Origin of the sequence: Mesorhizobium sp. M1365, assembly GCF_040317865.1 — a bacterium.
Classification (GTDB): Bacteria; Pseudomonadota; Alphaproteobacteria; order Rhizobiales; family Rhizobiaceae; genus Mesorhizobium.
In genome coordinates this window covers 172,763-183,864 of the sequence record NZ_JAMYLG010000005.1, presented here as the reverse complement: position 1 = coordinate 183,864, position 11,102 = coordinate 172,763, and the positions used below count along the sequence as shown (strand labels likewise).

Sequence of the window (11,102 nt, the reverse complement as noted above, 5' to 3'; positions counted from 1 at the left end):
CCGCAGCACACCCTGCAAACAAGGCGGTTCACGGCGACTTCCCCAGAGTCGCGGCATCCGGCAGGCGATTTTCGGATGGATGGGGCATCATGTCGTCGTCGCGGCTCGGCGCAGCGGATTTTGGCGCGTTGCCGCTCAACGCGCGGACGAAGGCGGCAAGCTCCCAGATCTGGTCGTCCGGGATCTTGTCGCGGAAGCTCGGCATGCCGTTTGGCCGACCGTCCCTGATCGTGGCGTGGATGCTTTCGATCGAGCTGCCATAGAGCCACTTCTTGTCCATAAGGGCCGGGCCCATGCCGCCACCGCCATTGGCATGGCAACCGGAACAGTTGAACCAGTTGAACAGACGCTTGCCCTCGCTGAGGTGGAAGGCGTTGGCCTCGAACACGCCGGCCTTGGTATCGGACGAGGCCGGCCGTTGGCCGCCCGGCTCGAGGGCCGTCACGGCTGCCGGTTGGTCGCCCGAGCCGAGCGCCGACTGTGGACGCGTGTCGCGTTCCTCACGCTGGCACCCGGAAACCGCGAGGATCGCGAACACCAGCAAGGGAAGACCGCGCTTCATTTCAAGGCGCTCCGACAGGATCGAGGCGGGGCACCTGGTAGGCCGCCAGGATCGCGTCGATCTCGTCGCGGTGTCTGGTCAGGGCGGCGTTCACCTCGTTGCGCAGCGTATCGTCGCCACGGCGCACGCCCATCGAGATGTCGTAGATCATCGGCAGTTGCGGGCCGTCCACGCGCGGCGAAACCGGCGTGATCCGCAGCGCCACCTTCTGCTTGGATGCGAAGTAGCCGGCCAACGGTCCCCAGACGACGGCCATGTCGATGTCGCCATTCGCGACCGCCTCAATAATGCGCGCTGGCGGGTTCGGCGCCGAATAGTCGCCATAGACGGGGAAACCGATGAGATGGCCGACGATGCCGCGGCGGCCAAGCGCCTGGACGGGCGGCGAGTTGGCGCCGTCGTCGCCGATCAGTTGGACGCCGATGTGCAGATCGCGCAGGCGAGGATCGTTGAAGGACGTGATTTCTGGCACATCCTTGCGTGTCACGAACACATAGGAAGACCGGTAGTAGGGCGCGGTCGTGCGCAGCATCTCGAGATTGACGGGCGTGCCGGGCACCAGATCGCACAAGCCGGCTTTCAGCGTGTTGCGGACGAAGCCGCGCCGCTGTGCCCACCACGTGTAGGACACCGTCGCACCAAGCTCCCCGGCGACGAGTTCGGCAATCTTGTTTTCAAAGCCTTCCCTGGCGGCATTGGAGAACGGCATGTTGTTGGGATCGGCGCAGATCCTCAGCTCGCGCGCATCGGCAAGGGTGGCGACAAGCGAGAGCGCCAGTGCGCCAACCGCGACGGCTAACCGCCGCGAACGCGTTCTCCGTGGCCGCGCAACTCGGCCGATCGTCTCAAGGCAGCCGGAACACATACAGCGTACCTCCCGGCGTGGTTACATCCTTCAGATCTTTCATGACGTTGACGAAGCCGAGCGCGGCGGTGGCGTCGCGCGGATCGAGATCGCCGGATACGATCGCGCCGGCCCAGCCGCCGACACCCGAAAGGATCGCAACATATTGGTGCCCGTCCGGGCCGCGATAGGTGATCGGCTGGCCGATGATGCCGGACGACGTTTTGAACTGCCACAGCAGTTCGCCGGTCCTGGCGCTGACCGCCTTGAACCAGCCTTCCATGGTGCCATAGAACACGACGTTGCCGGCGGTGGCGACGGCGCCGCTCCACACCGGAAAGTTCTCCTTCAGGCTCCACGCCGGCTTGGCGGCGGCGACATCCCAGGCGGTGAAAGCACCGCGATTGCCGCCCGGCCCGGGGATCATGCGCACGTTCATGCCGACGTAGGGCGTGCCGGCGATGTAATTCACCTCGACGCCCTCTTCGTCCATGCAGAGATTGTTGTGCGGGATGTAGAGCAGACCGGTCTTGGGCGAGAATGCCGAAGGCTGCCAGTCCTTGAGGCCGGACGCGGTCGGGCAGATGTCGCGCACGACCTTGCCGGTGCCGGTTTTTTTGTCCGGATTTACAATCAGCCGGCCGGTCTTGAGGTCGACGCCCTTGCTGGAATTGACCGGCCCGAACGGCACTGCCGACAGGACCTCGCCCGTGGTGCGATCCAACAGATAGACGTAGCCGTTGCGTTCCGGCCGCACCAGCACCTTGCGGGGCTTGCCCTGCCAGGTCATGTCGAGCAGCACCTGTTCGTTGATGCCGTCGTAGTCGTGCAGATCGTGCGGGGTCCATTGATAGAACCATTTGGCTGCGCCGGTGTCGGGATCGCGGGCAAAGATGCCGGCGGTCCATTTATTGTCGCCAGGCCGCAGATCCGGATTCCACGGACCGGGATTTCCGGTGCCATGGAAGATCAGGTTGAGGTCCGGGTCATAGGAGATCCAGCCCCACACATTGCCGCCGCCGATCTTCCAGGCGTCGGGCGGCCACGACGTCACGCCGAGATCCTTGCCCTTGTCCATGTCGTAATGCGGGTTGAAATCCGGGCCGATCAGCACCTCGGTGTCCGGGCCGGTGTTGTAGGCCGTCCAGACGACGTGGCCGTCGCCGGCGTCGAGCGCCTTGATCCAGCCGCGTACGCCCATTTCGCCGCCGGAATTGCCGACCAGCACCTTCCCCTTTACCACCAGCGGCGCCATCGTGATGGTCTCGCCGACATTGATGTTGCCGATATGGGTGTTCCAGACCGGTTTGCCGGTGGCCGCATCCACGGCGATGGTGTGGCCGTCGAGCGTGTTGAAATAGATGCGCCCGTTGAAGAAGGCCGCACCGCGGTTCACCACGTCGCAACAGGCAACGCCCTGGGCGGCAGGCTCCGGATTGGGCTCGAACTTCCACTTCATCGGCGCGCCGGGCTTGGTAAGGTCAAGCGCATAGAGGATGTTGGGAAACGGCGTCACTATGTACATCGTGTTGCCGACCACCAGGGGCGCAGCCTCCTGGCCCTTGTTGACGCCGGTCGAGAAGGTGAAGGCCACCTGCAGGGTCTTGACGTTGTCTTCGGTGATTTCCGCGAGATCGCTGTAGCGGGTCGAGGCGTAGTTCTTTGCCGGCATCGCCCACTGGCCGTCGTCGGGCGGAGCGGCTGCGGCCGGCGGATTTATCGCAGGGCTTGACGTTGACTGAGCAACCGCCGCGGTAATCAGCGCGAAGCCCGCCAGCAGCGTCCATCCCAGCATCGCAGCCATAGACCTTTTTCCCCCGTTGGCTGACACACTGGTTTGCACGGCCACCTGTCGCACTTTCTTCATTTGTGTATTGACCCGCCCACGCCGGCGCCGAGCTCCGCCGCCACGTCCGCCTCACTTCCGGCACACAATGGATGCCCCCAGCCGGAGGCGCTCTTGCCGCCGGGATCGAGGTCGTAAATGATGGCGTCCTTGCGGTCTGGGTTGATGCCGGCCGGCACCTTGTCCAGCCCCAGCGCGGCGCGCACGCGCCAGGCGACATTGTGGTCGGCACAAGAGGAATCGCCGCTTATGCCAAGCGCCCCGACGATCCCCTTGGCGTCGTAAAGAGCCAGGCCGCCGCCAAATGCGACGACACCGCCGATGGGCTTTCCCAGCAACGGATCGCTGGAGCTTCCAAATGTCGAAGGATCGCCGGCATAGGCTACCGCTGGATTGACCGGATTGGTGGCCTGCAGGCCGTATAGAGGACCGCCGGGCTGCACCGGCGCATAGAGGTTCGCGGTGGACAACGCCATCTGGGCGAGGCTGAGCCCGTTGGCGGTATTGGCTTTTTCGGCGGCGATCAGCCGGCTGCCGGGCCACTGGGCGTCGGCGGTAGGCCCGCTGAACGCGACGGCGCAGACCGTTCCGTCGCGAGCCACGACTGCGGCCCATTCATGAGTATCGAAGCCGCCATTGCCCGGGCCGCCGCTTGCTTTGACGTTGGCCTTGAGAGCGGCCAACAATTTGTCGTGGTCGGCCGGGCAAGGTGCTTGAGCCCAAGCTTTTTGCTGGACGGCGCAGATCGTAAGCAGGAACAGACATAATGCTACTGAGACAATCCGATTGCGATCCATCAGCTGCGCCGTGTTTGTTGAACACTCCCAACGCGTGACAGGCGCAGAAGTGCCAAATGGAATGAAATAAATATCGGATGGGGTGAGCTAAACTCGGCGGCGGGCGCTCGGGAGGCATTCAATCCGAAATCGGAGTTATTCTCCCGGTGGTCCGGGCTCGGCTGGAACGGAGCGGTATCTATTGCAGTTGTGTCGAATGCTGTCTGCAGTCGAGCAACTGGCCCAATCGGTGAAAGAGCGACGAGCGATCCTGTTCGTTGGAGCCGGGGTGTCGATGAGCGTCGGCTTGCCGTCTTGGCAAAAGCTCATCGAGCACATGCAAAACGAGCTCGGCCTTCACGAGGACATGATAGGCGCACCAGAGGCCAGCTATCAGGCCATTGCAGAATATTACCGGCTGAAGCAGGGGAGCCTCAGCCATTTGCGCAGTTGGATGGATCGCGAATGGAGCGTCTCGCGGGAAGAAGTGCAGCGATCGGCAATCCACAAGCTGATCGTATCGCTCGATTTTCCGATCATCTACACCACCAATTATGATCGCAACCTCGAGGTGGCCTTCGAGATCCATAGCCGCCCCTTTGTCAAAGTCGCCAATGCGAAGGACTTGCCAAAGGCCACCGGCGAGGTGACGCAGATCATCAAGTTCCACGGCGATTTCGACGACGATAAATCGTTGGTCCTGGCGGAGACCGACTATTTTGAACGGCTGTCGTTCGATTCGCCGCTCGATGTGAAATTTCGAGCCGACGCGCTAGGGCGCACCATCCTGTTCATCGGCTACAGCATGTCCGACATGAACATCCGTCTGCTGCTGCATCGGCTTTGGCAGACCTGGCGCAGGTCCGGTTACGAGAAGAACCGTCCGAAATCCTTCATCTTCATGTCGCAGCCGAGCATCGTCCAGGAGGCTGTTCTCGGCCGCTGGGGCATCGATATGCTGACCGAAGAGGCCGACGATCCTGAAGACGCGCTCCTCGCATTCCTGAACGAACTCAAGGACAGGGTCGGCCGGCCGGACGGCGCGTGAGAAAACCTGCGGAAACGAATTGGTCAGGCAGTGGGAACCGGCTGATCCGATGTGAGTTCGGGAGGACTAACATAGCCGGGACCGAGCCTTGGTGGGCGCACGCAAACACAAGCGAAGAATGTATGCCAAACACGACCTGTCGGCCGAGTTGGCCTATGAGATCGATTTTTTTGCCCGCAAGTGCGGCCTGACGAGGGACGAAGCGCTCAAGATGATGCGAGATGCCGGCCAGTTGAAGGACGGCGCAAAGGCATCTTGCGAAACCGGGGCGAAGTAGCGACGTGGATCCCGCTTCGTGGACGGCTTTTGTCGGAACGGTCATCCTGATGCAGATGCCGCCGGGGCCCGACAGTCTGCTGGTGATTGCGCGCGGCATCGGGCAGGGCCGTGATGTTGCCCTGTTCACCGTCCTGGGAATGACCCTCGGCGCCGGTATGGTCCAGCTGCCGCTGCTTGCCCTCGGCATATCGTCGCTGCTCCAGGCATCGCCGTTTGCCTTTGCCATGCTTCGATGGATGGGCGCAGCCTATCTGGTTTGGCTTGGATCGCGTCTGGTGCTGCTGCCGTCGGCCGGCGTCGCCGTCGAGGAGCCCCGCAGTGTCGGGGCGCTTGTGGCCGCACGCGAAGGAATGATCGCCAATCTGATAAATCCCTGGCCGATAACCTTCATGCTAGCTTTCCTTCCACAGTTCGTCGATCCCTCCCGCGGATCGGTCACGCTGCAATTGCTGCTGCTCGGTGGCACCCAGAAAATGACCGGTGTGTTGGTGCTGGGCACATATGCACTCGCATCCGGCACGCTCGGGACCTGGGTCATGAAACGCCCGAAGGTAAGGCTCTGGCAGCAGCGCGTGGCAGGCTGCTTCGTCGTCTGTCTCGGTATCCGCATGGCAGTCGGTGGCGCGCACCGCTGAGGATCAAGCGATGCACCGGCCACCGCCGATGGAACATCCGCCGACAATTTTCGTTGACCTGCTCCACAAGGCGAGAGGTCGAACATGTCGAAGTTCCAAGCCGCTACCCCGGAGCGTTTGCAGCAGCTCAGGCTTGAGGCGACGGCGCACTTTGCGCCACTCATACTGCGCGAGGCGCTGGTGCGTCTCTGCCGGGCCTGCGGAAACGATAATCTCGACCGGTTCGAGAAGACGATGGTCGACCAAATCGAGGCATCGCGTGACGAAAAAGCCGATTTCGACACGATGAAGGAATTTGCCATCGAACAGCTCTACGGCTGGATTCGAGAGGTAAAGTCTTCACCGGACATGAAGCAGCCACTGGAGAACGTAGATACCCGAAGGACCCCCGGCCGGTCTGAAGAGCCGCAAACGCTGGAAGACCAGTTGCAGGCGGGTCTGGAGGATTCTTTCCCGGCAAGCGACCCACCGGCTGTTGTGTCCACCGCGATTCCCGGCGGATCGAAGAAGCTGGTCGGAACCGACGAGGTCCTCAGGCAGCAGCGCGAGAAAAAGGCCGAGAACGCCAATCATTCGCGATAAACCAAGCTTTGGACGGAACTGCGGGAAAACAGCGTGCCGGTTCACCCGCTGTCCGACATGAAGGCTGTCAGGCCACGCGCGTCATGCGGCTCGCCTTCGACAAGAATGTTCGCCTCCCAAGCGGCGTCGACAAATGCTTGCCGCGCTTTGCCGGCCGTAATTTCACCGGTCCGGGCGCGATTCAATACATCAGCGGCCGCCAGCGCCAGCGGAGCATTGCGCGCCGGCCATTTCTCGCTTTTCAGGCAATGTACTGCTTCGAAAACGGAACTGACCAATCGCGATCGCCCAGGCTTGCCGAAATAGATGCAAACAGGGGTATCGAACTCTGTTCTCAGCACCGTATTCCTCCCGGTTCAAGCAAGGTGGCCGCTTCAAGCAAGGTGGCCGCTTCAAGCAAGGTGGCCGCTTCAAGCAAGCTGGGCGTCTTCAGGGTCTACACGGCCGTCCGATGGGCGTTTCGGCCAGACGTCGTGGGCCTTCGCAGCTGTTGTGGGGCGTGCTGGTATTTCGGCTGCGATATCGTAGGCCAGAATGCCCGCCTTGCGGGCGAACGTATCGAACGCCGCGCGCACCGTCTCGACGTCGACCTCGTCAGCCAGCCCGGCGCGACAGGCGTCGAACGCCGCCTTGTGCGCCGGACCGCGGCTCGGCCATTCGTTTAAGACGTCATAGGCCTGCCAGATATTCTCGACATGGCGAGGGAAACCAAGGCCGACGAGAATTGGAACGGGGCGGCCAAACGATTTTTTTGTCATCTGTGTCTCCGCGAAAGAGCCTGTCGCATCAACGTCCGGGGCGGACACGAGGCTCATGCTCTTTAACGCGGGATTGCTGCACGGGTTGCAGCAGGTTTGTTCGATCGTGCGCAGCCGGTCACTTGTTGGTCCGCATCTTTTGCCGGGGATTGATACCGCCTTGCGGCGTGGTGTCGTTCTCGACATCGCCTTCGAACGTATTGTTGCCCTGATCGAGCCGGTCGCCCTCCTTGATCGTGCCCCTGGAACTGCCGATGCCGGGATCGTTGGCAAGATCGCTATCGGCCGGCGTTTTGCCTTTGGCGTGCTTGTTTCCTGTCATGGACTCCTCCTGTTTCTTGAGGTGGCGGGCCGCCCTTGAGGTCGCAGCCAAGGCTCGCTGCGAGATCGCATTTCGACGCGCCAAATGTCGGCGCGCGAATTTGTCGGACGACCTTGATTTTGAACTCCGCGATCCCGATGGTTGTTCCGTCAAAAATATCGCCGTCGGCCGGGATTGCTCAGCCAAGTCCTCTCCGGTTTCTGGAGCCGGGTGCTTTCGCCAACCGGAACGATCTTTCGCCCAATGCATTTAACTGGTCTGCGCTCACGAACTCATTCTGGACGGGAGCTGGACCATTGCCACCTGCAGCCTACGCCTTGGCGACTCGCGAAACCGAAGAAGTTTCCATCGTCGACCTCATACCCGCTTTGAGGGCTTTCGCCCGCACCTTCTGCCGCACCCCCGATGATGCCGACGACCTGGTCCAGGAGACGCTGACCAAGGGCTTGGCCAACATTGACAAATTCGAAGCTGGAACGCGCATGAAGTCATGGCTCTTTACGATCATGCGCAACACCTACTACACGCGTGTCAGGGCCGCGGTGAGGGAAGCGCCCGGCCTGCTCGACTGCGCATCGCTGCGGCCGATCTCGGAAGCGACGCAGGAATGGTCCGTGCAGGGCAAGGAGGTCCACCAGGCCATCCAGAGCCTTCCTGAGCACCAGCGCGAGGTTCTGATGTTGATAGGCGTTCTGGGCGTCAGCTATGAGGAAACGGCCGAAATATGCGGTTGCGCGGTGGGAACCGTGAAGAGCCGGCTCAACAGGGCACGCGCCGGCGTGCTGGAATACCTTGGCGAAAGTTCCTCGCAAACCCTGATGGAAAGGCGCAGCTATCTGTCCGAAGGACAACTGGACTTCGAAGCCGAGAGGCGCCGCTAATACACGTCACGTTAGTTGCTGGTCTCGCGCAAGTGCCTTTCGACAAGCGCATGCTGCAACTCGATCGCAAGTTTGGTCAGCCGGTCAGGAACCCTTTCCTGCTCGATGGCCGCAAGCAAGGAAGCGATTTCCCGGTCTATCGTCAGATCGGCACGCGTGCTGACGGAATCTTCCCTTGAGCGAGACATCGCGCTCTCTTGGCAAATGTTGGTCCCTTCACCTCACTCTGGTGGCAACAGTGCGAGTTTGCAAGAATTTGCAGGGCGTCCATGCGACCGGCTTCGGTCCTTGCACAGCTTCGTCAGCGGTTGGGTTCTCGCGGTGTTTCAATTGCTCGCCGGCTGCAAGCCATATGCCGCCGCAACGATCAGTCTTCAGGCCGCCGATCCGCTGAATGATCCTGGTACTGCTCGGACTTGACCCGATTGCCGTCGAGCCCACGCTCCTTGGTGTGCTGCTTCTTGTCTCTGTTGGACAGAACGGCGTTCTCTCCGATCTTGTCCTTGGGAAGATCCGTCATCGCGCCAGCGCCAGCGCCTTTGCCGTGACTGCCGCGACCGATGTGCTTCTTGCTTCCGGACGCCATCTTGTCCTCCTTCATACCGTCGAATAGCGGCTTTTCCCGTTCGGCATCCGAACCAGCGTTGGGCCGCAATGTTCCGCCGGAAATCGTAAGCAGGAAGGCATCGCCGTCCCAGTGCCGGAACGGCTTTTCGCCGTCGACGAGGACTTGCATGCCATTTGCGTTGGCGAAGTTATGGACATCGGCGCGATCCAGCGCCGGCGAGCCGCGATATGAATAATTCAAAAGCGCGGCCATCCCCGGCCTCTTCAGCACGCGCGCGATTTCCACGAAATGTCGCTCCGCAAGGCCGGCCAGCACCAGATAGGGAAAGCTGTCGACGGCCAGCACGCGGTCGAAGCTTGCATCGCAAAAATCGGCAAGATCGAAACCGCGCGTAGGGCGGAATTCTACGTTGCCGAGCCCGGCGCATCGCCGGCGGGCGATCGAGATCATCGCTGGGGATATATCGCTGCCAACGATTCGGTGCGACAGAGCGGAGAGCGCCTGTTCGAACCGACCGATACCACAGCCGATATCCAGTATGTCGCGGCCGGTGCCGGTAAAGCCTCGCCTCTCCAGCCATGCAACGATCTCAGCCGTAGCGGCAGAGAGGTTTTCCTCATTGCCCAGCGATGACAGCTGGACGCTCGCCGCCGGGGAGATCGCCGCCGCCGCGTCAAACCCAGCCGCCAGCCGCTTGACGATCGCATCGTCGGTCTCGTCCTCGCCACGCTCGTGCCGAACGGCGCCACCTGTTTTGCGCAGCGTGGCGAAGATCTCGGGCCTGCGCCGAAGCAGGTCGGCAATCCGTTGCAGTTTTGCCGTGTTTCGCGGGTCAGCCGAGTGCGTGTTTTGCGCAATCTTCGCCAATTCTGCAGCATCGATTCCTGTCTCGAAACGGAGAGCCAGCCTGGCGATGACGGCTTCGACGCCGGCACCGTCTGCCATGCAATCCTCCAGCACCCGCCTTGCTGATATCGACCGCCGAGATTCTGGCTGGGTCGCGCTCATCGCCCTTTGCTCCGCGTCCAGATCTTGCGCATCGTCCACCGGTCGACGGCGCCCCAGCTGTACTTGTAGGCCTCTTGTCCGCGCAGAAAATCGAACTCTTCCGCGCCTTCGCAGATCGCCTGCCTTATCGCTTGGCCGATGAGCAGCGCGCCGGGACTTTCATCGGCATAGGCCGGATCGAAGCCACCGAGATAAGCGCAAGCGCGGCCACGATGATGGAACCCGTAATAGGCGCCCACGATCGCGTTACCGATCGTGACAAGCCAGCATCGGGCAAGCACCTGTGCGACCAGCTGCGGCAGCGCCTGACGGTGGAATGCTTCCACGCGGGAATCGGACAGAACGCCGTCGCCGTGTCCGGCCCAGCGCGCGCGGTGAAGGCGGATCAGGTGGTCGAGGAATATCTGCGGATCGGACAAAGCGGGTTCGATGGAGACACTGCCGCGTCTCGACGCGGCCCTGTGGGCGCGCCGCAATTGGCGCCTCCGCCGTGCCGGAACGCAGCCTTGAAGCGTCTGGTCGCCAGCGAGGGCGAGCACCGGGCAAGCGGCGTGACCGACGGGTTGGCACGATTCGAGCGCGGCATGCCTGATGGCAAGGCCGGCGCCGCCGGGAGGCAGATCCTGCAAGATCCACTGTGACCAGCCGACGGAAAGAACGGCGCCACCGATGACTGCGCCGACCGGTTCGGCCATCTCGGGAAGACAAAGGACATCCAGATAGTCGCTCAACGAAATGCCGAGCGGAAGCAATCGCGCGCCGGCGTCGTGGCGTTCCAGATAGAGTGGCGCCAGGCCGACCAGATCGTCGCCACGCCAGACGGCGACCGTCGCTAGCTCGCCGGGAGCAAATGTCCGCCACCATGGCAGCAACCATGCGGGAGACTGGAACGGCGTCGCCGAGGGACTGCGCGACCAAAGTTCCCACCAGTGCGGCTCGAGGGCTTCGAGGTCCGCCGGATCGTCGATGATCTCACTGCGGAGCATGTCCTGC

At 62.2% G+C, this 11,102-nt stretch carries 15 protein-coding genes and 1 pseudogene; 6 read left to right on the top strand and 10 right to left on the bottom strand.

Annotation, left to right across the window (positions count from 1 at the left end; genetic code table 11):
- Positions 1 to 28: 28 nt before the first annotated feature.
- The 4 genes from NKH04_RS08685 to NKH04_RS08670 are packed head-to-tail and all read right to left on the bottom strand — an operon-like array spanning position 29 to position 3,935.
- The gene (locus tag NKH04_RS08685; protein ID WP_352472860.1) at positions 29 to 562 is read right to left on the bottom strand and encodes a c-type cytochrome; all 534 of its coding nucleotides are present in this window, start codon (positions 560 to 562) and stop codon (positions 29 to 31) included.
- A 1-nt stretch (position 563) separates the two neighbouring features.
- Positions 564 to 1,427, bottom strand: coding sequence for a substrate-binding domain-containing protein (locus NKH04_RS08680; RefSeq protein ID WP_352472861.1), 864 nt, complete (start codon positions 1,425 to 1,427; stop codon positions 564 to 566).
- Positions 1,408 to 3,210 (bottom strand): methanol/ethanol family PQQ-dependent dehydrogenase, encoded by a 1,803-nt coding sequence (locus tag NKH04_RS08675; protein ID WP_352680941.1) that lies wholly within the window; start codon positions 3,208 to 3,210, stop codon positions 1,408 to 1,410. Before NKH04_RS08675 ends, NKH04_RS08680 begins: the two co-directional genes overlap by 20 nt.
- A gap of 59 nt (positions 3,211 to 3,269) precedes the next feature.
- Positions 3,270 to 3,935, bottom strand: coding sequence for a GlcG/HbpS family heme-binding protein (locus NKH04_RS08670; protein ID WP_352472863.1), 666 nt, complete (start codon positions 3,933 to 3,935; stop codon positions 3,270 to 3,272).
- Between the two features lie 310 nt (positions 3,936 to 4,245).
- On the opposite strand from NKH04_RS08670, the gene NKH04_RS08665 reads away from it, so the two are divergent.
- The 4 genes from NKH04_RS08665 (at position 4,246) to NKH04_RS08650 (ending at position 6,572) form a co-directional block, all read left to right on the top strand.
- Positions 4,246 to 5,076, top strand: coding sequence for an SIR2 family NAD-dependent protein deacylase (locus tag NKH04_RS08665; protein ID WP_352472864.1), 831 nt, complete (start codon positions 4,246 to 4,248; stop codon positions 5,074 to 5,076).
- Positions 5,077 to 5,194: 118 nt separating this feature from the next.
- A complete protein-coding gene (locus NKH04_RS08660; RefSeq protein WP_352472865.1) occupies positions 5,195 to 5,353 on the top strand; it encodes a hypothetical protein in 159 nt (52 codons plus the stop codon).
- 4 nt (positions 5,354 to 5,357) lie between these two features.
- Positions 5,358 to 5,990: a LysE family translocator gene (locus NKH04_RS08655; protein ID WP_352472866.1), complete on the top strand. Its 633-nt coding sequence runs from the start codon at positions 5,358 to 5,360 to the stop codon at positions 5,988 to 5,990.
- A gap of 84 nt (positions 5,991 to 6,074) precedes the next feature.
- The gene (locus NKH04_RS08650) at positions 6,075 to 6,572 is read left to right on the top strand and encodes a hypothetical protein (RefSeq protein WP_352472867.1); all 498 of its coding nucleotides are present in this window, start codon (positions 6,075 to 6,077) and stop codon (positions 6,570 to 6,572) included.
- 41 nt (positions 6,573 to 6,613) lie between these two features.
- On the opposite strand, the gene NKH04_RS08645 is transcribed toward NKH04_RS08650, so the two are convergent.
- The 3 genes from NKH04_RS08645 to NKH04_RS08635 form a co-directional block, all read right to left on the bottom strand.
- On the bottom strand, positions 6,614 to 6,913 hold the full coding sequence (locus NKH04_RS08645; RefSeq protein WP_352472868.1) for a DUF982 domain-containing protein: 300 nt from the start codon (positions 6,911 to 6,913) through the stop codon (positions 6,614 to 6,616).
- Positions 6,914 to 6,982: 69 nt separating this feature from the next.
- Positions 6,983 to 7,387 carry a DUF982 domain-containing protein gene (locus NKH04_RS08640; protein ID WP_352472869.1) on the bottom strand — a complete coding sequence of 135 codons (405 nt, stop codon included), beginning with the start codon at positions 7,385 to 7,387 and terminating at the stop codon, positions 6,983 to 6,985.
- 61 nt (positions 7,388 to 7,448) lie between these two features.
- Positions 7,449 to 7,652: a hypothetical protein gene (locus NKH04_RS08635; RefSeq protein ID WP_292657608.1), complete on the bottom strand. Its 204-nt coding sequence runs from the start codon at positions 7,650 to 7,652 to the stop codon at positions 7,449 to 7,451.
- 317 nt (positions 7,653 to 7,969) lie between these two features.
- On the opposite strand from NKH04_RS08635, the gene NKH04_RS08630 reads away from it, so the two are divergent.
- Complete coding sequence (locus NKH04_RS08630) at positions 7,970 to 8,533, top strand: sigma-70 family RNA polymerase sigma factor (RefSeq protein ID WP_352488584.1); 564 nt, start codon at positions 7,970 to 7,972, stop codon at positions 8,531 to 8,533.
- A gap of 50 nt (positions 8,534 to 8,583) precedes the next feature.
- A complete protein-coding gene (locus NKH04_RS08625) occupies positions 8,584 to 8,712 on the top strand; it encodes a hypothetical protein (protein WP_352451525.1) in 129 nt (42 codons plus the stop codon).
- Between the two features lie 188 nt (positions 8,713 to 8,900).
- Here NKH04_RS08625 and NKH04_RS08620 read toward each other — a convergent pair whose 3' ends face one another.
- The 3 genes and pseudogenes from NKH04_RS08620 to NKH04_RS08610 all read right to left on the bottom strand — a co-directional run bounded on the left by NKH04_RS08620 (position 8,901) and on the right by NKH04_RS08610 (position 11,095).
- The gene (locus NKH04_RS08620) at positions 8,901 to 9,119 is read right to left on the bottom strand and encodes a hypothetical protein (protein WP_023676213.1); all 219 of its coding nucleotides are present in this window, start codon (positions 9,117 to 9,119) and stop codon (positions 8,901 to 8,903) included.
- 225 nt (positions 9,120 to 9,344) lie between these two features.
- Positions 9,345 to 10,046, bottom strand: a pseudogene (locus tag NKH04_RS08615) (class I SAM-dependent methyltransferase); the annotation flags it as partial.
- Between the two features lie 59 nt (positions 10,047 to 10,105).
- A complete protein-coding gene (locus NKH04_RS08610) occupies positions 10,106 to 11,095 on the bottom strand; it encodes a GNAT family N-acetyltransferase (protein WP_352472870.1) in 990 nt (329 codons plus the stop codon).
- Positions 11,096 to 11,102 lie beyond the last annotated feature (7 nt).